18 protein-coding genes and 1 pseudogene are annotated in these 21,427 nt (G+C 52.9%); 7 read left to right on the top strand and 12 right to left on the bottom strand.

What is annotated here, in order from left to right:
* Nucleotides 1-32: 32 nt before the first annotated feature.
* From aldA to rhmD, 6 genes are all read right to left on the bottom strand, one after another.
* A complete protein-coding gene (aldA, locus tag CPA45_RS20445) occupies nt 33-1,469 on the bottom strand; it encodes an aldehyde dehydrogenase (protein WP_096654806.1) in 1,437 nt (478 codons plus the stop codon).
* Nucleotides 1,470-1,545: 76 nt separating this feature from the next.
* Nucleotides 1,546-2,343: an HpcH/HpaI aldolase family protein gene (locus tag CPA45_RS20450; RefSeq protein WP_096654808.1), complete on the bottom strand. Its 798-nt coding sequence runs from the start codon at nt 2,341-2,343 to the stop codon at nt 1,546-1,548.
* Between the two features lie 33 nt (nt 2,344-2,376).
* Entirely contained in the window at nt 2,377-3,147 is a 771-nt protein-coding gene (locus CPA45_RS20455) for an L-rhamnose 1-dehydrogenase Lra1 (RefSeq protein ID WP_096654810.1), read from the bottom strand.
* A gap of 31 nt (nt 3,148-3,178) precedes the next feature.
* Nucleotides 3,179-4,063 carry an amidohydrolase family protein gene (locus tag CPA45_RS20460; protein ID WP_096654812.1) on the bottom strand — a complete coding sequence of 295 codons (885 nt, stop codon included), beginning with the start codon at nt 4,061-4,063 and terminating at the stop codon, nt 3,179-3,181.
* On the bottom strand, nt 4,054-4,389 hold the full coding sequence (gene rhaM, locus CPA45_RS20465) for an L-rhamnose mutarotase (protein WP_096654814.1): 336 nt from the start codon (nt 4,387-4,389) through the stop codon (nt 4,054-4,056). The genes CPA45_RS20460 and rhaM overlap by 10 nt, the downstream gene beginning before the upstream one ends.
* 22 nt (nt 4,390-4,411) lie before the next feature.
* Entirely contained in the window at nt 4,412-5,596 is a 1,185-nt protein-coding gene (gene rhmD, locus CPA45_RS20470) for an L-rhamnonate dehydratase (protein WP_096654816.1), read from the bottom strand.
* 250 nt (nt 5,597-5,846) lie between these two features.
* Between rhmD and CPA45_RS20475 the strand changes: the two genes are divergently transcribed.
* Nucleotides 5,847-6,782: a LysR family transcriptional regulator gene (locus tag CPA45_RS20475; RefSeq protein WP_096654818.1), complete on the top strand. Its 936-nt coding sequence runs from the start codon at nt 5,847-5,849 to the stop codon at nt 6,780-6,782.
* Nucleotides 6,783-6,856: 74 nt separating this feature from the next.
* Here the strand turns inward: CPA45_RS20475 and arfA are convergent, their stop codons facing one another.
* Entirely contained in the window at nt 6,857-7,006 is a 150-nt protein-coding gene (gene arfA / locus CPA45_RS20480) for an alternative ribosome rescue factor ArfA (RefSeq protein WP_096654820.1), read from the bottom strand.
* Nucleotides 7,007-7,297: 291 nt separating this feature from the next.
* On the opposite strand from arfA, the gene CPA45_RS20485 reads away from it, so the two are divergent.
* Nucleotides 7,298-8,557 carry an MFS transporter gene (locus CPA45_RS20485; RefSeq protein WP_096654822.1) on the top strand — a complete coding sequence of 420 codons (1,260 nt, stop codon included), beginning with the start codon at nt 7,298-7,300 and terminating at the stop codon, nt 8,555-8,557.
* On the opposite strand, the gene cobA is transcribed toward CPA45_RS20485, so the two are convergent.
* Together cobA and CPA45_RS20495 are read right to left on the bottom strand one after the other, a co-directional pair.
* A complete protein-coding gene (cobA, locus tag CPA45_RS20490) occupies nt 8,522-9,421 on the bottom strand; it encodes a uroporphyrinogen-III C-methyltransferase (protein ID WP_096654824.1) in 900 nt (299 codons plus the stop codon). The two genes, CPA45_RS20485 and cobA, sit on opposite strands and share 36 nt — an antisense overlap.
* Nucleotides 9,381-12,158: a nitrate reductase gene (locus CPA45_RS20495; protein ID WP_096654826.1), complete on the bottom strand. Its 2,778-nt coding sequence runs from the start codon at nt 12,156-12,158 to the stop codon at nt 9,381-9,383. The genes cobA and CPA45_RS20495 overlap by 41 nt, the downstream gene beginning before the upstream one ends.
* Before the next feature lie 643 nt (nt 12,159-12,801).
* Between CPA45_RS20495 and CPA45_RS20500 the strand changes: the two genes are divergently transcribed.
* From CPA45_RS20500 to nirD, 3 genes are all read left to right on the top strand, one after another.
* Nucleotides 12,802-14,109 (top strand): NAD(P)/FAD-dependent oxidoreductase, encoded by a 1,308-nt coding sequence (locus CPA45_RS20500; RefSeq protein ID WP_096654828.1) that lies wholly within the window; start codon nt 12,802-12,804, stop codon nt 14,107-14,109.
* Nucleotides 14,110-14,117: 8 nt separating this feature from the next.
* Entirely contained in the window at nt 14,118-16,625 is a 2,508-nt protein-coding gene (gene nirB / locus CPA45_RS20505) for a nitrite reductase large subunit NirB (RefSeq protein ID WP_096654842.1), read from the top strand.
* Between the two features lie 69 nt (nt 16,626-16,694).
* Complete coding sequence (gene nirD / locus CPA45_RS20510; protein WP_096654830.1) at nt 16,695-17,120, top strand: nitrite reductase small subunit NirD; 426 nt, start codon at nt 16,695-16,697, stop codon at nt 17,118-17,120.
* Between the two features lie 22 nt (nt 17,121-17,142).
* Here the strand turns inward: nirD and CPA45_RS20515 are convergent, their stop codons facing one another.
* The gene (locus CPA45_RS20515; RefSeq protein WP_096654832.1) at nt 17,143-18,030 is read right to left on the bottom strand and encodes a MurR/RpiR family transcriptional regulator; all 888 of its coding nucleotides are present in this window, start codon (nt 18,028-18,030) and stop codon (nt 17,143-17,145) included.
* Between the two features lie 188 nt (nt 18,031-18,218).
* Here CPA45_RS20515 and CPA45_RS20520 point away from each other — a divergent pair, with 188 nt between their 5' ends.
* On the top strand, nt 18,219-19,544 hold the full coding sequence (locus CPA45_RS20520) for an aspartate aminotransferase family protein (protein ID WP_096654834.1): 1,326 nt from the start codon (nt 18,219-18,221) through the stop codon (nt 19,542-19,544).
* 32 nt (nt 19,545-19,576) lie between these two features.
* Entirely contained in the window at nt 19,577-20,131 is a 555-nt protein-coding gene (locus CPA45_RS20525; protein ID WP_096654836.1) for a carboxymuconolactone decarboxylase family protein, read from the top strand.
* Between the two features lie 150 nt (nt 20,132-20,281).
* Here the strand turns inward: CPA45_RS20525 and CPA45_RS20530 are convergent, their stop codons facing one another.
* Nucleotides 20,282-21,049, bottom strand: coding sequence for an endonuclease/exonuclease/phosphatase family protein (locus CPA45_RS20530; protein WP_096654838.1), 768 nt, complete (start codon nt 21,047-21,049; stop codon nt 20,282-20,284).
* 50 nt (nt 21,050-21,099) lie between these two features.
* A pseudogene (locus CPA45_RS22890) lies at nt 21,100-21,427 on the bottom strand (hypothetical protein); the annotation flags it as partial.

A 21,427-nucleotide genomic window follows, 5' to 3' on the forward strand; every position in this document is an offset into this window, starting at 1 on the left:
GCGTGTGCCTCTATTGTTATTGACGTCGGGTATCAGCTCTCCAGGTACACCACATGGCTATGGGTATATTCATAAAGCCCGTGCTTACCATCCGCCCCGCCAATACCTGACTTACGCACGCCAGCGTGGAAGCCTTGCATGGCTTCAAAGTTTTCTCGGTTAATATAGGTTTCGCCAAAATCAAGCTCTCGGCAGGCCTGCATGGCGTTACTAAGGCTTCGGGTATAAATCGATGAGGTAAGACCGTATTCACAGTCATTGGCCAGTGCTATGGCTTCATCAAGGTTATCGATGATTTGGATGGGCAGAACCGGGCCAAAAATCTCCTGGCGCATAATGGCCATATCTTGGCGACAGCCAGCCAACACCGTAGGTTGGTAGTGGTAACCTGCGCCTAGATCCGCGATATTACCGCCAGTCATCACTTCTGCCCCATCCTTGCGTGCGGTTTCCACCATTCGAGCCACTTTATCCAGGCCCGCCTGGTTAATCATGGGGCCCATTTCGACATCGCTATCTACTAGTGGGTCACCATAACGGGTGGCTTCCATCGCTTTAGTAATTCGCGCAATAAACTCATCGGCTACGCCGCGCTGAACGTAAACCCGCTCGGCGCAATTACATACCTGCCCGGTATTGATGATCCGCGAGCTACGGATCGCATTTACCGCCAAATCGAGATCCGCATCATCCAGCACAATGGATGGGGCCTTACCACCCAGCTCCAAATTAAGCTTGGTGATGTTACCAGCAGCGTTCGCCATAATGCGTGAGCCCGTTTCCACGCTGCCCGTAAAGCTAATCATATCGACCTTCTGGCTCGCCGTAAGGGCATTACCCGCTTCAGCGCCTGTACCACTCACCACGTTGAAAACACCTTTTGGTAAGCCGATTTCATCGAGCAGACGAGCGAACTCAAAACAGTTATTGGGTGTTTCTTCACTGGGCTTAATCACAATGGTATTACCCGTGACTAGTGCCGGCGCCATCTTGCGTGCGATCAGGAAAAACGGGAAGTTCCAAGGCAAGATACCCGCAACCACTCCAAGCGGCTTACGGAACAGGAAAATATTCTCTTTAGGGCGATCACTCTGGATGATTTCGCCTTCAATACGACGCCCCCATTCGGCCATATAATCCAAGTAATCAGCGGTAAAATTAACCTCTACTTCGGCCAGCCCGGTGATTTTGCCCTGCTCTTCGGTAATGGTCCGTGCCAAGAAGACAACGTTATCACGCAGCTTATCGGCTAAACGGTGTAGAAAAGCAGCACGCTCAACAGCTGGCGTCGCGGCCCAACTCTTTTGCGCTGCACGGGCTGCATCTAACGCTCGATCGACATCTTCAGCATTTGACGCAGGAACACGCGATAGTAGTTTCTGATTGGCGGGATTAAATACGTCCAAGTGATGCTGGGCAGACTCAAAAGCGCCGTTAATATAGTTTTGATAAGTGGTTGGCTGCGTCATCCTGGTTCTCCTATTATCATTATGCGGGCTTTACTGAGGCCGTATGCTTATAAGCACTCAGCTTATAAATACTGGGTTAATAAGTACTGGAAGACTGATGCGTCGATCGCTCCTTGTAGCGTGCAACCGTCGCAAGCGCACCCTGGCGAAGCAGACTAATATCGATACCCACTGCAATAAACTGGCAGCCAAGCGCCTGATAACGCCGTGCATCGTCTTCAAGCGGTGCCAAAATACCTACAGGCTTACCCGCTGCCTGCACCGTTTTAATAACCTTCTCAATCGCTTGCTGAACATCTGGATGCCCAGGGTTGCCTGGGTGCCCCATCCCCACTGAGAGGTCTGCCGGGCCAATAAAGACCGCATCTACACCTTCAGTTGCCGCGATCGCTTCCGCCTGCTCAACACCTTTAGGTGATTCAATCTGTACGATTAGGCAGAGCGCCTCGTGCGCCTTGGTTAGATAGTCATCCACGCCATCCCAGCGAGTGGCACGCACCAAGCCGCCGCCGACACCACGTATGCCATGCGGCGGGTAGCGCATGGCGCGAACCAACGCTGCGGCTTGCTCTCCACTCTCGACCATCGGCACCATCAGTGTTTGAACGCCGACATCAAGTAATTGCTTGATCAGCGCAGCATCCTGATTAACGCTGCGTACCACAGGCGATGACGCATAAGGCGCAACTGCCTGCAACTGGGCCAGAATAGTCGGCACCGTATTGGGGGCATGTTCACCATCAATCAGTAACCAATCAAACCCCGTACTCGCCACTATTTCTGCCGCATAGCCAGTCGCAAAACCAGCCCAGCAACCCCACATGGGATCGCCTTTCGCCAGCGCACTTTTAAATGTATTAACGGGCATTTCCATGCAGTACCTCCTTGGATAAGGGTTAAAGACCGTTTACTGCAGATTGACGTACATGCCCCCATCAACCAACAGCGAAGCGCCGGTGACGTACTGCGCCATCTCTGAGGCGAGGAAAACGATAGGGCCGGCAAGATCCTCAGGACGCCCTAAACGACCTAAGGGAGTACGGCTTGCCATGTAATCGCGCTTCTCCTGATCGGCAAGATCGTCTTTGTTGATATCTGTTTCGATGGTTCCAGGCAGCACTGCGTTACAACGGATGCCATAAGGGCCTAATGCAATAGCGCAAGATTGCATCAGTGATAACAATCCCGCTTTTGTGGGGGTGTAATGGGTTTGCATGCCGCCGCCCACCAAGGCGCTGATAGAGCTGACCGCGATAATAGCGCCACCACGGCCCTGGCGCTTCATCTGATTCGCTGCCGCCTGCACGGCAAAAAAGGCGCCGTTAAGATTGGTGTTAACTGTTTCAAGGTACAGTTCACGCGGCATATCGAGGAAGCTGTGGAAGGGGCAGATACCCGCGTTATTGACGAAGACATCGACACCGCCAAAGTTACTAACGGCGGCTTCTACCAGTAGCTCACCGGTCTCCGGGTCACCCGCAGGTGCGCCAACAGCCACGGCCTTTTGGCCGAGTGCTTCAATTTCTTTAATCAGTTCCTCAACCGCTGAGTAGCTGGAGGGGCTACCGCTATAGCCAATAACAACATTGGCCCCCTGTCGTGCGCACTCCAGGGCGGCGGCACGGCCAATGCCCCGAGAGGCGCCGGTGATGATGACGTTCTTATCGGTCAGCAGCATAATAAATTCCTTCATAGTGAATAGGTTCTATTTACAGACGGTAAATGCGCTGCGCATTCCCAACAAACAGCGCGTGCTGCTCCTCTTCTCTGGCATCAGCGACCACCTCAGCATAAGCATGCCAAATATCCGCATAGCTCGCGTAGAGCCCATCGACGGGGTAATTGGAGGCGAACAAACAGCGTTCGATACCAAAGGTATCCAGTGATTCGAGAATCAGTGAGCGAATGCTGCCCACCGTCCAGCGATGATCCAGCATCCCGAAGCCACTCAGCTTAACGGCAATGTTCTGCTGAGCGGCCAGCAAGCGCATACCATCACGCCAGTCTCGCCAGCCTTCTACTCCTTGGCGGTCGACGTACATTCCCGCATGGTTGAGCACAAATTGTGTCTCAGGATGACGGGCCGCCAGGTCCGCGGCCTGAGCCATTTGAGAGGGATAGATTTGCAAGTCAAACGACAACCCTAGGCGCGCAAGCTGGGCAAAATTTTCTCGCCAAAGGGGCTCTTGCATATAGTGCCGACCTACGTAGTCATACAGCGGGTCGCTATGCACATTAAGAATCTGGCGAACACCACGCACCTGTTCTGAGAGTGCACATTGAGCGGCTAACTGTGCTGGTGCCGCTGGCTGGGAAAGGTCCACGCCGACGACGAGCGCCCAGTTCAGCTTATCGTATTCAGCTAGTTCCCCAGTTAGCCACTGCGTTTCAGCGATGGGGTTAACAGTATCGGCTTCAACATGCACCAGTCCTAGCAGTTCAATATCCCCACGCTCACCAAGCAATGTCTGTGGACCAATATCCCGGGCCATGGGGGAATAGTCCCCCAATAAATTGGGGGTTGGGTGTTCAAGCCATGGCTGGTTGCCTTGGCCAAGTGCCCAGAAATGTAAGTGGGGGTCGACTACTTGCAAGGCTGCTCTCCTGGTAAAAAGGTGAACACTTCATCAAGAGCCACACTAACCGGTGAATGATCATCTTGCGTTTCCATGATGTCAGCCATATAGGCCCACCAGCGCTGCATAACCGGGAGCTCTGATAGCTGATCTACCCGGTGATCGTCACCTATGGCCATAATCGCGAACAGATGATGACTATGCGGATCAAGGAAAATGCGATACTGCTCGATTCCAGCATCAGCCAGAGCTTCTGAGAGCTCCGGCCAGAGTGCATCATGCCGGCGCCGGTACTCATCTGCTTGGCCGGGGTAGAGAGTCATACGCAGCGCCTTGATCAGCATCAGCAGCTCCTTAAGTATTAGATCAGTGAGTGTACGGGCGGGCTAGCTGGCAGTCTGGGTTCAGGCGCACGCCAAACCCTGGCTTATCGAGCTTAGAAGCCGCCATACGGCCATTTTCAGGTATCGGTTCATCCAGCAGCAATGGATTAAACATGGGCACGACCTCATCGGCCTTCGGCGCCATCATCAAGAACTCAGCAAACGGACTGTTATGGCGAGTGATTACAAAGTGGTAGCTGTAAACCGACGATCCGTGAGGTACCACCAGCTTATTGTGCGCATCGGCCAGCGCTGAAATCTTAATAAGCTCGGTAATACCACCGCACCACCCCACATCCGGCTGGATAACATCGCAGCAATCCATTTCCAGAAGCATACGGAAGCCCCAGCGTGTTGCTTCATGCTCTCCGGTGTTCACCAGCATGCCTTTGGGTACATCGCGTTTGAGCTGCGCGTAGCCCCAGTAATCATCAGGCGGAAGTGCCTCTTCAATCCACTTCAGGTCGTACGCCTGAGCCCCCTGAGCCAGCCGGGTGGCGTAATTCACATCCAGGCTCATCCAGCAGTCATACATCAGCCAGAAGTCATCACCGACGGCACTGCGCATCTTCGCCAGGTGCTCCAGGTTCTTTTTCAGCCCTTCATCGCCTTCGGCCGGGCCATGAACGAGGGGCATCTTGCCGCCAATAAAGCCCATTTCCTTGGCCAGATCAGGACGTGCGCCGGTGGCATAAAACACCAGTTCATCGCGAACCGGGCCGCCCAGTAGCTGATGTACCGGCTGTTGCCGCACCTTACCCAGTAGATCCCAAAGCGCCAGATCAACGCAGGAAATCGTATTAATCACTACCCCTTTACGACCGTAATAGAGTGTAGCGTTAAACATTTGGTCCCAGATTTTTTCGATTTCGGTTACCTGCTTACCCTCAATGAAGCGGGCAAGATGCTTCTCGACAATCCAGGCACCAATTTCACCACCTGTGGTGACAGCAAACCCTACCGTACCATCACTCGCCTCTACCTCAACCACCAGGGTACCCAGCACATTAAGCCCAAAGCTTCGACGGGTCATGCGGTACTCAGGGTACTTGCTCATTGGCGTGGCGATTTGGGAATCGATCCAGTGGCCTTCAGCTTGGTCGTGGTAATCAGCCCCGCCTCCCCTGACCGTGTAGGCACGCACCTGTTTGATGGTGGGGTCACTCATAAACGCTCCTCATTATGCTTGTTAACGTAATTCTCTTGAGGAAGTTCTAAGTAAAATCGAGCAAGGTAGCTAATGATTATCTGGTTCGTCTCGATACCTTTAAGTTATCAGTCATCACTAAGCCAGCAACTACGCCAGTTTTCGCCAGACCAGTTAATAAGGGGATATGTACTCACTAGACTAATGTCGCACAGCCAAAGAGCGTATAAACACCATACCGTCTAGGTATCGAATTAACAGCGAGCTGAGAATGGAAAGCTTTCAATTACTGGTGGCAAGGCTTCGCTATAAGCATCTTCTTATGCTCTCGACGCTGGGAAAAGTCGGCAACCTGCACCAGACGGCCATGGTCATGCACATGTCACAACCAGCTGCGACACGTATGTTGAGTGAAATTGAGCGGGTGTTTGCTTGCCAGCTATTTGAACGTATGGCAAAGGGGATGCGGCCGACCAAAGTGGGCGAAATGCTGGTGGAATTTGCTGATAATGCGTTAACCCGCTTGGATCGTTGCGCCGAAGAGGTCCACCGCTATCAGCTTGGTGGACGTGGTCAATTGACCGTTGGCGCTATTATGGGGGCAGCACCAGACTTGGTGGCTCAAGCAATCATCGAGATGAAACGCCAGCGCCCCCTGCTGCAAATTCGTTTGATGGGTGAGACTAGCGATCAATTAGTGGCGTTACTCGAACAGGGCAAGGTAGATATAGCCATCGCCCGCTATGCCACCTCCATCCAGCATAACCAATTCGATTTTGAACCGCTGGGGAATGAGAGCATGGTCACCGTGGTACGGAGAGGCCATCCATTAACCAATGAGGCTCTCCCACCTCTGGAGCAGTTACTAGAAGATTGGCCCTGGATACTGCAACCGATAACAACGCCGGCACGCCAAGCATTAGAGAAGGAATTTGAGCTGGATGGGTTAATGTCGCCACGGGATATTATAGAGTGCGGCTCAATCTTTGCGGCTTTGCAGCTAGTGCAAAAAAGTGATGCGCTACTGGTGATGGCAGAATCAGTTCTCAGGGATCATCTCAGCATAGGGTTAATTGAGATGCTGCCACTCAGCCTAGGACGAACGCTCTCCCCGTTTGGGCTGCTGACCCGAAAAGATACCTTTTATGGCGAACCAGTGACCACTTTTTGCGATATTTTGCGTCGCAATGCTGTGCAGTGGGAGTAAATCTAGACAGAGATATAGCCAAATCGCTTAGTTCAAACAGCTTGTTTTAAACAACTTATGTCAAACAAGCAGACTCAAGCGGCTTGGCTATATCCCTGCTTAGTGATGCGGCCTTTACGGGAGTAGCTACCTTTGCCTTTTTTCGGCGTTTGCTGCTGCATTTTGAACATTGGTGTACGTAGCTGCGCTTTTAACGCGTTGTCTTGAATCTTGCGCTTTTTCATCGTTTTCTCCTGGCTTATGTGCCTGACTAAAATAAATGCCTGCTAGAAAGCAGGCGTCTGCATTATGACACATGCTAGTCCTTAGTGTTCCCAGGTGTGCTCTCTTATCCTGCATACTCAACTTGGGAGGATCGCCCTCTAGACGAAAAGTACCGAAGCCGAGACTAGGCCTCAAATATTGGCTGTATCATCAACATTCTTTTCTATTGATAGCGTGTTAACTAATATAAAGGTGGCACCCGACTGACTTCAACCTTTTGTCCTTGAAACTTCGCTTACCATGATGATGCTATGACCTCTGCTACTGATACTGGGCTAGTCCCTTCAGAACCTTTAACACCGCTTCACCGACAACCAGGCTTTTTAAGCTTTCTACTGTCCCGACTAGCAGCCGTATTTGCCATGCAGATCCAAGCGGTCGTGGTTGCCTGGCAGGTCTACGATATTACCCGCGACCCAATGGCGCTGGCCTATGTAGGGTTGGCCCAGTTTCTACCTATGGTGGTGCTCCTATTACCTGCAGGGGATTTTGTTGACCGCTTCTCACGCAAACGGATTTTGCAGCTTAGCTGGGTCGTACAAGGGTTATGCAGCGCGCTTCTCCTCACCCTTTCGCTGAATGGAAGCCAGAGCGTGGGGGGCTTTTACGCGGTACTGGCGCTGTTTGGTGCCGCGCGTGCCTTTACTGGGCCCGCCTTACAGAGCTTGCTCCCCAATATAGTGCCCCGTGCTCAGCTTGCCTCCGCAATTGCGCTGAATAGTTCTATCATGAAAATTGCCGTGATTGGCGGGCCGCTATTAGGCGGTATTCTGTATGGATTAGGGGGTGGAAGCCTTGCATACAGCATATGTTTAGGGTGCTTTATGATGGCCCTGGTACTGCTGCTTCCAGTACCGATTCGTTTCGCTGAAGCGGCTAAAACGCTGGAGAGCACCGCCGTAAAGCGCTTTACAGCAGGCATACGCTATATTCGCCATCAGCCAATTATTTTGGGTGCTATTTCGCTGGATCTTTTTGCAGTGCTACTAGGCGGCGTAGTGGCACTACTGCCTATTTATGCCCAGGAGGTGCTTCACGTTGGCCCAGAAGGGTTAGGCGCGCTACGTAGCGCTATTGCGGTCGGCGCACTGCTGATGGGGCTGTACTTAGGCATACGCGGCATCAAACGCCACGCTGGCTTGGTAATGTTTTTGGCGGTAGCCGTTTTCGGTGCCGCTAATCTGGTGTTCGCCTTCTCGACAATTTTTTGGCTCTCGCTAGCCGCCATGTTCGTGGCAGGCGCAGCGGATATGATTAGCGTGTATGTACGTATGACGCTGATTCAACTCGCTACCCCCGACGAAATGCGTGGCCGCGTAAATGCGGTCAATATGCTGTTTATCGGCTCTAGCAATGAGTTAGGCGAGTTCCGGGCGGGCAGCATGGCGGCATGGTTTGGGGCCGTCCCTGCTGCCGTGATTGGAGGTGTCGGTACGCTGGCGGTCGTCGGCGCCTGGATGAAACTCTTCCCAACCCTACGCCGGGTCGACCGTTTTGATGATGCCCGCTAAGGACGCTGAAGGACTTGCTGGCACCATACTCACTACGCTTCCCACTAGAATCAAACATGGCGAAGGCAGAGGCTTAGCGGCTAACTGTTCAGGCATATCCGCTAAGGTGCCCACCAACGATTGTTGCTCTGGCTGGCTAGCATTAGCCACCAGCATAATTGGCCAATCATCCGGCAGGCCCGCTTGGCGAAGGCCATGGCAGATTGCGTCTACCTTGGAAAGCCCCATATAAAACACCAGGGTTTCGTCTTTACGGGCTAGTGACGCCCAATCCGGGGTGCCATCTTCACGGCAAAGCTGTGCTGTCACGAAGCGCAGCTGTTGGGCATGGCCACGATCGGTTAACGGAATGCCCATATAGGCCGCCGCCGCTGACGCTGCGGTAATACCCGGCACAATAGCGGCTGGTACATGGGCAGCAGCTAATGCCGCTAACTCCTCGCCCAGTCGACCGAAAATCGTCGGGTCGCCGCCTTTTAAGCGCACCACTGATTTACCTGCATTAGCAAGCTTGACCATCAAGGCACCAATTTCAGCCTGAGGAACACTATGATGACCACGCGCCTTCCCCACGTAATAGCGCTCGGTACCCCGAGGGATAAGCGCCAGAACGTCATCGCCTACTAAGCGGTCATACACTACCGCGTCTGCTTGCATGAGTAGCCGCGCAGCTTTAAGCGTTAATAGCTCCACATCGCCACTGCCGGCCCCCACTAAATAGACCTTACCTGATTGGCACTCACCGCTTAATGGCAGGCACAACGAGGAGGAGGTCTCCCGGCCAAAAGGCGCTAACACCCGCTGGCTCAGGCGCATAAAGGCTTCATGCCACTTCTGTGTTAGGTGTTTGCTTAGCGCGCGCATTGGGCCGCTCCTCTTCAATCAGAGATTTCAATTCTGGAATACAACTACCGCACTGGGTGCCACAGGCGAGCCTTGCGCCCAGTGCTTCTATACTGATGTCACCTGCCCGAATAGCGTTGGCAATGGTGACTTGGCCCACTTGATGACAACTACATACTATCGGACCAGCATCCACCGCACCGTCATCACAACCAGCCAATAGACGGCGGCGATGCTTATCACTCAGTACTTCATCACCAAAACGTGCCTCCAACCAGGCAAGCCCCGGTAATTCGCAAGGCGGCCCGATCATCAGCCACCAGCGTAGCCTGCCATTTTCAATACTAGCGGCGCGTAATCGCCCGCCGACAATGTCTTGAGACCATACCGAAGCAGGTGTAGGCAGCCAATTCGCTAACTGCGCCAGCCAATCGTCCACTTGTTCAGTATGGGCTAGCTGCCAGCGCTGGCAACCCTGCATGGGAATGCGTGCCCAGTAATCACTCGCGCACCATGGTGATGATTCCGTCACTCCATCGGCAACCAATAACGTCGCCTGCCATACAGTGGGTAACGGCATAAGTGCCGCTGCACCTTGTTTAGACTCCGGCTGGCCAGAAAGCGGGTCAATAATACCAGCAATCAGTGCGCTGCTCCTCGCCTGTTTTGTGAAGCAGTCAGTCCAATGAATTGGTACGAACACTTCTCCACGACGCTGAGCATTGGATATACGCACCCGGGCGCGGTACTCCCCGGTAACGGAACTGAGTATGGCTAGCCCTTGATCATCAACCCCGGCAGCCAGAGCATCGTCTGGGTGCACGTCCATAAAAGGCTCAGCACGGTGGTTCATTAGTCGTGGGGCACGGGCGGTGCGGGTCATGGTATGCCACTGATCACGAATCCGCCCGGTATTTAACCGCAGCGGGTAGGCAGCGCTAAGTTCCTGTTCAGGCCCCTGCGGATGAACCGCCAACAGCTTGGCACGCCTATTAGAAGTGGCAAAAATGCCATCTTCAAACAGTCGAGCAGTCCCCCTTGGAGAGGCTGAAGTGACCGGCCACTGAATGGGCGTCAGTGCATTGTAACCTTCAAGCCCCAGGCCAATGAGCCCCGAAATATCAAACAGCCGCTGCGGACTGCCGGGTATAGAACTGTTATCAACACCGTTCTCAGGACCATTTTCACAACCGTTTTCAAAACCGGAAAGCCGAGCGTGTTCGTCAAAGATCTCCCACGGATGAGAGTAGCTAAATGCCTCGGAGAAGCCTAAGCGCTTGGCCACTTCACAGATAATCCACCAGTCATGACGCGCTTCACCAGGAGGCGGCAGCATGCCCCGCTGGCGCGAAATACGACGCTCAGAGTTGGTCACCGTGCCGTCTTTTTCCGACCAGCCCGAAGCTGGCAACACGATATCTGCATAGGGCAGCAAATCGGTATGAGCGGCGCATTCAGAAACGATCACCAATGGGCATTTTTCCAGGGCGGCGCGCACCCGTGCCGCATCGGGGAGGCTGACCGCGGGATTGGTGGCCATCACCCAGAGCGCTTTCACTTCACCACGCTCAATGGCCTCAAACAGCTCAACCGCTTTATAGCCAGGGCCATCCGGCAGTGTTGGTGTCAGGTGATCGGTCGCCCAAAAACGGCTGACCAAATCGAGTGCCCCTGGGGTGTGGTAATCCATATGCGCGGCTAGCTGATTGGCAAGACCGCCCACCTCACGCCCCCCCATAGCGTTAGGCTGGCCAGTAATAGAGAACGGCCCAGCTCCTGGCAAGCCAATTTTCCCGCCAGCCAAGTGGCAGTTAATGATGGCGTTGCATTTATCAGTACCGCTTGAGGATTGATTAACGCCCTGGGAGTAGAGCGTAACCACATGTAGCTGACTGGCGAACCAGTAGTAGAAGGTTTCTAAGCGTTCGGGATCAATATCACAGACAGCGGCTACCTCAGCAATGGAACCCGCCGTTTGATGGGCTACTTCCAGAGCCTCTTCAAACCCTTCGGTATGGCGCTCAAGATAGAGCGTATCGAGCTTACGACGCTGCGCCATCCATACTAATAATCCATTAAACAGATACGCATCGCTGCCTGGTTTAATACCTAGATAAAGGTCGGCAATTTCACAGCTGTCGGTGACCCGCGGGTCAATCACCACCACCCGCATCAGCGGGTTACGCTCTTTGGCAACTTTAATACGCTGATATAACACCGGATGGTTCCAAGCAAGGTTGGAACCCACTAGCACTATCAGTTCGGCCTCTTCCAAATCTTCATAGTTGCATGGTACCGCATCCGCACCAAAAGCGCGTTTGTAGCCAACCACCGCTGAGGCCATACAGAGCCGTGAGTTGGTATCTAAATGAGGCGTGCCCAAAAAGCCTTTAAACAGCTTGTTAGCAACGTAGTAATCCTCGGTCAATAGCTGTCCCGAGAGGTAACCAGCTATCGTATGATTGCCATACTGCTCTCTTAGAGTCTTAAGACGTTGAGCGGTGGTCGTTAGCGCCTGCTCCCAGGAGACCTCTACCCCATCTACGCGAGGCTGAGTTAAACGGCCATGCTCACCCAGGGTTTCATGCAAGGCGCTACCCTTTACACACAGTCGGCCATAGTTGGCAGGGTGTTCTCGGTCCCCTTCAACACTGCTTAGCTCACCACCTTGTAAAGAGGCTTTTACGCCGCAGCCCACACCACAGTATGGACAGGTAGTAAGCACATCGCGGTGGGCGAGTTGATTAGCCTGGGGCATAGCACTTCCTCCGCCGTTAAAAAGCAAAAAGCGTCCAAGCGAGCCTCCATAAGAGAAGCCTGCCTGGACGCCGTTGTCTCAGGGACACCTGTTACATTTAGGTGCCGTACTCATCAGTGGTTTACTGCAATTATCGTTGTTCGACGCAATTAGTAATTGTGTTTTATTCGTCTAATACCCTGCAATGAGCCGTTATTGACTTATTGCACACATACCTGCAATTTATAATCCAAACACCAATAAAAATAATAAAAACAATTAAAAACAATATCTTAATAAAAAACATCTAGGCCATTAAATAGCCTGTCGAGGTATTACCTTTGGCACTTACGTTCTATGACTGTGCGTAGCGCCAGCCAGACGCACCAGCGTAGTGCGTTTATATTTTCGTTTAAACGTAGGCCTAACCACCCGATAAAAACCAACCAACTGATTAAAAAGAGTTATTTTATATACACCGGATTGCTGGCTAACTTTTTGCAACTAACTGGCAACACGAGACAGTTTGGCAGCCAACGGCGGTTGCCCCGCGTAACCTCACAACGCAACTGGGCAACGACGCCCCTGACATCCTTCATAAATGGAGGAGTGTCAGGGGCGTTTTTTATTGCTCAAAACAAACGCTGAACTGAAGGAGTCACCCATGGAAATTACTTCCCGGTGCTCACCCCAAGACCACCTAGTGATTATTGGCAATGGCATGGCTAGCCACCGCTTAATTGAGGCGCTGGTGAAACAGCCTTCACGCCCCCAGCGTATTACCGTGATTGGCGCTGAGTCTGCACCTGCCTATAACCGTATTCTGCTTTCACCACTACTGGCAGGTGAAATGCAGCGCGACGCCCTCACCTTGCGTGATGAAACATGGTACGCAGAACAGGCCGTCACCCTGGTTCTCGGTGAGAAAGTAGAGACCCTTGATCGCCACAACAAGGCCTTAACCACCAATACGGGCCGCAGGCTACAGTACGACCACCTTGTCATTGCCACAGGTTCTCGCCCAGCACTTCCCGACGTGCCCGGCATTGAGCTTAATGGTGTGCGCGGCTTTCGCGATCTACAGGACGCCGCTGCACTTGAGGCGATTGCCCAGGACGGTGGTGATGTCGTCGTGGTTGGTGGCGGCCTGCTAGGCCTGGAAGCCGCCGAGGGGTTACGCAAACGTAACCATAAAATGCACGTTAGCGTTCTCCAACGCAGTGATCGACTGATGAACCGCCAATTGGATGTTACTGCGTCGCACCTGCTTGAAGACGAATTAACCCAACGCGGCTTGAATATCATTACCGGCGCACAGTTACATCATCTAGCCGAAGGCGAAAATGGTCATGTAGCTGAAGCGGTTCTCAAGGATGGGCGCCGCTTTCCCGCCACCAGCGTGATCGTCGCCGCAGGTATTACCCCTAACGTTGAGCTGGCCCAATTTGCAGGGCTCTCTATCGAACGCGCCATCGTGGTGGATGAATTTCTGACCACCTCTGACCCAGCCATTTCCGCGCTGGGCGAGTGCTGCCAGTTCAATGGCAATACCTACGGGTTAGTCGAGCCAATTTGGCGCCAGGTAGATGTGCTGGCCGCTACATTATGCGGCACTCCCACCCATGGCTACGCAGATGCTCCCAGCGCCACCAAACTTAAAATCAGCGGCATTGCACTCTATGCCTTTGGCCCTACCGAGGCAGCCTCTGAGCACGAAGTACTGTGTTATCACGATTTGGAGCAGGGCGACTACCGCCGCCTATTACTACTCAATGGACGGATAGAAGGCGCGGTGCTTTACGGTGACACCACCTTAGGGCCCTGGTATTTCGAGCAAGCGCTCGCAGGCAATAACCTTCACGACTGCCGCCAAGCACTACTGTTTGGTGCGGCTGATGTCGAAGTGCTCCAGGCGAGCATGGCTGACCAGCAAAACGACTCACCCCATCTAACAACTTCAGAGGCGGCATAACCATGAACATGACTACTCCTGAACAGCTCATCATTATTGGTAACGGCATGGTCGGCCACCATCTGGTCGAACAGTTAGTAGATAACGGCGGTCTTGAGCGCTATCAGGTCACCGTGTTTGGCGAAGAGCGCCACCGCGCCTACGACCGCGTGCACCTATCCGAGTACTTCAGCGGTCGCGATGCGGAATCCCTGGCGCTCTGCGACGCGGACTACTACGCCACCAATGGCGTAGAACTTCGCACTGGCGAGGCCGTAATCGAAATCGACCGCACCACCCACGAAGTCATCACCGACCAGGGCCGCTACCCTTATGACCGCATCGTGCTAGCCACGGGCTCCTACCCTTTTGTACCGCCGATTCCTGGTAACGACCGCGAAGGTTGTTTGGTATATCGCACTTTGGACGATTTAGACGCCATTCGAGCCGCCGCTGAAAATGCCACTACCGGTGTGGTGGTGGGCGGTGGTTTGCTGGGTTTGGAAGCCGCTAACGCCCTGCGCGGCTTAAATTTAGATACCGCCGTCATCGAGTTCGCTTCTCGCCTGATGCCCATGCAGGTGGATAACGAAGGTGGCGAGCTACTACGGGAAAAAATCGAAGAGCTGGGCGTACAGGTACTTACCGAGCGTGCCACGCAGCGCATTGAAGATGGCGAGGCGAGCCAACACCGCATGGTCTTCCAAGACGATAAAATACTGGAAACCGACCTGATTGTGTTCTCCGCTGGTATTCGCCCTCGCGACCAGCTAGCCCGTGGATGCGGCCTGGAGATTGGCGAACGTGGCGGCGTGGTGGTGGATGACCAGTGCCAAACCAGCGACCCGGCCATCCTCGCGATTGGCGAGGTGGCACTATGGAACCAGAGTATTTTCGGCCTGGTGGCACCCGGTTATCAAATGGCCAAAGCCGCGTTTTCGACGCTGACTAGTGGCGACACCCACTTTAGCGGCGCGGATATGAGCACCAAGCTCAAGCTACTGGGCGTAGATGTGGGCTCCATTGGTGACGCCCATGGTAATCAAAACCCCGGCGCACGCATGTTCCGCTACCTAGACCCGATCAAGCAGGAGTACCGTAAGCTGGTGGTCTCCAGCGATGGTAAAAAGCTGCTCGGCGCTATGCTAGTGGGCAACAATAGTGTCTACGATACCCTGCTGCAGTACTACTCAAATGGTATTGAGTTACCTGCTGAGCCCGCCTCGTTGATTCTACCGCAAGGTAGTGGTGCAGCCCCTGCCTTAGGCCCCGATGCACTGCCAGAAACAGCGATGATCTGCTCTTGCCATAATGTTACTAAAGGCGACATTTGCGGCTCAATTGACAGTGGCGCAATGGATCTTGCCGGTGTAAAAGGCGCCACCAAAGCCAGTACCGGTTGCGGTGGCTGTACTGCACTGCTCAAAAGCGTGGTGGATCACGAACTTGAATCCCGCGGTGTTGAGGTCGACAAATCAATTTGCGAGCACTTCTCTTACACCCGTCAGGAGCTTTACGACATTGTGCGCGTTGAAGGCATTAAAACCTTTAGCGAACTGATCGAAAAACACGGCAACGCTGATACTCACCACCTGGGCTGCGATATCTGCAAACCCGCCGTGGCCTCTATCCTGGCCTCCTGCTTTAACGAGCCGATCACCGATGCGGCGCACATTCCCTTGCAGGATACTAACGACACCTTCATGGCCAACATGCAGAAGAACGGCACCTACTCGGTAGTGCCCCGCATTGCTGGCGGTGAGATCACCCCTGATAAACTGATCGTGCTGGGCGAAGTGGCCAAAAAATATAGCCTCTACTCCAAGGTCACTGGCGGTCAACGTATCGACCTATTCGGCGCTCGCCTGGAAGACTTGCCTGATATCTGGGGCGAGCTGATTGCCGCAGGTTTCGAGACGGGACACGCCTACGGCAAGTCGCTGCGTACGGTGAAATCCTGCGTGGGCAGCACCTGGTGCCGTTATGGCGTGCAGGACAGTGTTGGTATGGCGATATGGTTAGAGAACCGCTACAAGGGCCTGCGCTCACCGCACAAAATAAAATTCGGCGTTTCTGGCTGTACCCGAGAGTGTGCCGAAGCTCAGAGTAAAGATATCGGCATTATCGCCACCGAAAATGGCTGGAACCTCTACGTCTGTGGTAACGGAGGTATGCGCCCACGCCACGCCGAACTATTTGCTACCGACCTCGATGATGAACAGCTCTACCGCATCATTGATCGCTTCTTGATGTTCTATGTGCGTACCGCCGACCGTTTGCAGCGAACGTCCGTATGGCGTGAAAACCTTGAAGGTGGGTTGGATTACCTTAAAGAGGTGATTTTGGAAGATAGCTTAGGCATTAACGATGAGTTAGAGCGTCAGATGCAAACCGTGGTGGACACCTACCAGTGTGAGTGGGCGGATGCCATCAGCGACCCAGAGAAGCTTAAACGCTTCCGCAGCTTTGTTAACGACGACCGCCCGGATCCTTCGATCATCATGACTTCCGAGCGTGGCCAACTGCGGCCTGCCTAGTCCACTCTTTTCACTGACTAAAACTTTCACTGAATAAAGCTTTCACTGAAAAAAACAACGAGGCACCCCATGACCGCAACGGCAATGAAAAATGAAATGGATAGCGTGGATTTTCAAAATAGCATGACTCTTGAAACCAGTACGGCGTGGCAGAAAGTCTGCACTAAAGCTGATCTTGTGGCGTTTTCTGGCGTTGCCGCTTGGCTCGAAACCGCCGAAGGTTCAGCACAAGTGGCGATCTTTTATCTTCCAAGCCAACATTCCAAAGGGCTGAGCAGTGAGCTTTTTGCCCTTGATCACTTTGACCCTTTCGCTAATGCCAACGTGATCGCCCGTGGCATCGTCGGCGACCTTAAAGGCGCCGCGGTGGTCGCCTCGCCCATCTACAAACAGCACTTCCGCCTTGAAGATGGCCAGTGCCTAGAGGATGAGAGCGTCAAGCTGCGTACCTGGAAAATCGAGTTTAGGGGCGAGGAGGTATGGGTGAAAGGATAACTGACACCTGTTTTCGATAACGTCACTCCCGTCGAGGAATAGCGCTCGAATAGGTGTTCAGGCTCAAGAAATGTTCATCCGCCCGCTGCAAAGCATCTAGCGCCTTTGGTCGGTCACCTTCTGCCAATAAGGTGCAAAGTACTTCTGAGATGGCTAAGGCGGGCGTTAACGTATGGAAAAAACTATCACTTTCCGTGGGACAAAAAATCGTCTTCTCTGACATCCCTACCAATGGCGATACTTCGCTATCAGTGATGGATAGAACCGTCAGCCCCTTGTCTTTTGCCAACTGCGTCAGCTCCAGTGTCGCTACTGCATAAGGTTTGACGGAGATGACCAGCATGACATCTTCGGGTGTGGCGCGAACTAGCGCATCGCCACCGGTTCCTGCGGGCCCATCTAAGTGGACCGAGCGTTCACCCAATAATGACATAACATAATGGAAGTGCCACGCCACGGAATGACATGAACGCAATCCTAGTACATACACTTTGCTCGCTGATTTCAGCGTATTAGCGATGGCTTCCAACCGCTGCAGCGAGTCAGGTTCACAAAGCTGGGAAATCTGAGCACTCAGCCCATGAAGCATCTGCGCGGCGATATTGCCGTTAGCCGCCTCTGTCGTACCGCCGTCTAGCTGGCGAACCTTGGCTGCAAAACCATCACTTCCCCGCCGCAACACTGCCACATAGTGCTCCCGAATATCGTCGTATCCTTGCTTCCCCAGGAACTTTGCAAGCCGAGTCATAGTTGCAGGCTGGACCGCCGCATGGCGCGCCAACTCGCGCATGGAAACCAGTGCGACCTCATCCGGGTGCTCCAGTACGTAGCGAGCGGCCTGCTGGAGCTGTGGGGACATGGCATCGTACTGGGCGATAATCTGTTCCCTCAAAGGGTCGTGCTGCGGCATGTGTATTGCCTCTTATACGGCTTGTTAAAACAGCCGCCGATTTAAACGTTACTGTTCTAAAAAAACAATGATCTACATGTTTTACACAAAACACAAATGATTCAAACGTTGCATTTGTCGATCAGGTTGTGCCAATCTTCTTCTCATGGCGTGCTCACATCGCTTGGTGACCATAAGGAACAGCTTCCATGACTCGTATTCTTCATCGCAGTATCGGCCCAACACTCCCTCATGCCGCGTCGGCGCAAGGCGTCTACATTACAGACACCACTGGGTGCCGATATTTGGATGCCTCTGGTGGAGCTGCAGTTACCAGTGTGGGACACGCCCATCCAGAAGTGTTAGCGGCGATGCGCGCTCAGATTGATAGCCTCTGCTACGCGCACACGTCTTTTTTCACCACCGACGCTGCCGAAGCACTTGCCGAAAAACTCGTCAACTTGGCACCTGAAGGATTGAATTACGTCTACCTCGTGTCAGGTGGATCAGAGGCCGTTGAAGCGGCGCTGAAGATGGCACGGCAGTACTTTGTGGAAATTGGCGCCCCCCAGCGTAGACACATCATTGCTAGGCGGCAGAGTTACCACGGCAACACAATTGGTGCGTTGGCAACCGGTGGCAATGCGATGCGGCGTAAACAGTTTCAGCCTATCCTGCCAGAAACTCACCATGTGTCCCCCTGCTATGCCTATCGCGAAAAAGGCGCCGATGAGTCACCTGAGGCTTACGCTATTCGGCTTGCGGACGAGCTCGAAGCAAAAATTCTGGAGCTTGGCCCTGAAGAAGTGATGGCGTTCGTTGCCGAACCCGTTGTAGGCGCCACCCTCGGTGCTGTCGCCTCTGTCGCTGATTACTTTAAACGTGTGCGTGCGATTTGCGACAAATACGGCGTACTACTGATCCTCGACGAGGTGATGTGCGGCATGGGGCGAACCGGCACTGTCTTTGCCTGCGAACAAGATGACGTCGTGCCGGATATCATCACGATAGCCAAAGGTTTAGGTGGGGGTTATCAACCAATTGGCGCGGTGATGCTGTCGGACAAAATTTACGACAGCTTTGCCAACGGCTCTGGCCTGTTCCAGCACGGGCATACTTACATCGGCCATCCTGTCGCGGCGGCAACTGCTAACAAAGTGGTTGAAATCATTGCCCGCCCCGAGACAATGGCCAATGTAAACGCCATGGGCGCGAGATTACAGAGCGGCTTGGAAGCTGTTCTCAGTGCATCACCGTATGTCGGCGACATCCGAGGAAGAGGGTTGTTTCGCGGTATCGAGCTGGTTGCCGACCGTGACACTAAAGCGCCGTTCGATCCGAGTCGAAAAATTCACGCCAAAATTAAGCGACAAGCCATGGCACGAGGACTAATCAGTTACCCCATGGGCGGCACCATCGATGGCATTCACGGTGATCATATCCTACTTGCACCGCCTTATATTATTGCAGCCGATGAAGTCGACCTAATCATTGAGCGTATTGCCGACGCCATCAACGCCGCCATCGCCGAGTGATGGCACGCCCCCGATCTGAATGGAGCTCACCCATGACACCCTCTCCCTGCCCGCCTATTGCTGATGCCGACTGGCCAAACGAAGTCGCTGCATTGCGCGAAGACTTTGCTGGCGCGCTCAATGTCTATCGCACCATGGCCCATCACCCGGCTTTACTTAACGCCTGGGCACCTTTGCGCCAGCATGTTGTTAAGGAAAATACACTAGGGCCAGAATTAACCGAGGTAGTGATTCTACGCGCTGGCCTGCGCATGGGGTCACGTTACGAGTGGGCTCATCACGTTAGCCGGGCACTCGCTCTCGGGTTTTCCACGGCTCGGATCGAAGCCATTCGAACTCGCCCCGAAGGCCTTGATGGTCTTATCGTCAACGCTGTGGATGCATTGTTTGACCAGAGGATACTGTCTACTGAGCAAGAAGCAGAGCTTGCTGATGCTATCGGGCGCAAGGCCGTTATCGACCTGATCGCTATGGTGGGGTTCTATTCGGTATTGGGCTACCTGCTCAAGACTTACGACACACCCCTCGACGACAATATTCAAAAAGAAGCGGAAAAAATGCCAACGCTATTTTCGCTAACGTCGTAGACATTCATGGCCTGAAACTAATGTCAGTCTTAGACAGGGTAAGCTACTAATAAAATCGCCGCCTAATCTAGGCGGCGATTTACGCTATAAAGACATTGAAACCAGCATCTTGTTTTGAGTAAGTCGAGATCAAGGGCGATGTAATATGAACTAAGGGTTAAATTTACATTCATTCCATTCTATTAATAATGGCATATGGTCGCTGAACGTAAGCCACTTGTCTTTATCTCCAATATTTAACTCACAGTTATTTGTTATATCAGACGAGGTAAATACATAATCGATATGATATGGACGTTCAGCCTTTCGATGCATCAAGAACGTTGGCGTTGACTCTTCCCCTTGAAGCTCACCAGTCTGTTTGTGATAAAGGCTTTCCAACCCCATCTCTTTAAGCTCAGCAACAACATCCGTATGATTCCACCAGCAATCCGAGCGATCCCAGCAAGAGTTGCTGTTAAAGTCCCCTAAAATCATCATTTTATGGCGACAGATATCAGCTCTATGTAGCTGAATGTATTTCCAAATTTGACCTATATAACCAAACTTTTGATTGTCTCCCCCCTTACTCCATACCGCCAATACATTAACCTTGTCATCAATGGAAAAAGGTAAAAACAGTTTTAGGTCACTAGTTCTCCACTTCAGTGCGCCACTCTTGCTGTAATCGATAGGTAATGTGTATTCGCTGTTCCAGTCTAGTTTTTTAATTTTTCTCCCGTTTTTAGCAAATACACCTATCCCCTTGCTTTTAGAATCACCTGTCCACAAGAAATCACCAGCCCAATCCTGGTAAGCAGGCACTGAACGTGATGGATCTTCGCACTCTTGAACAATTAAGACATCACCATTTAGTCCGTTAAGTGCCTGCAATTTATTTCGCAAGCCCCCATTACAATTCCAAGATACGAGACGCACACATATTTCCTTTAGTTCACTACATATTTGTCTTTCTCATCATCACACAATCAAGCCTTAGTGCTCCTACCACCAATGAATACGCTGGAAGCATAAAGTTCACCGTTTTGCGCGGCTTGGTAATACCAGTCCAACGCGGCTTGTGAGAGCCCGCGGCTGAGGAGCCTATTCGCGTCACCCAGGTAATACATCGCCTCTGTATCACCGGCCTCAGCCGCTATTTCAAGCGGAGGCTGCATTAATTCCCACTGGTGAATGCCCCATAGCCGCATGCCTTCTTCTTTGGCAGCCTGCTCCTTCTCGTCCAGCGCCAAGGCCGCAGGCGACAACAGCGTCGCGAGTGTCAGTCCTGCCAGTGTGGTCAGTAGGTTTGATCGC

Source organism: Vreelandella nigrificans (assembly GCF_002374315.1).
Classification (GTDB): domain Bacteria; phylum Pseudomonadota; class Gammaproteobacteria; order Pseudomonadales; family Halomonadaceae; genus Vreelandella; species Vreelandella nigrificans.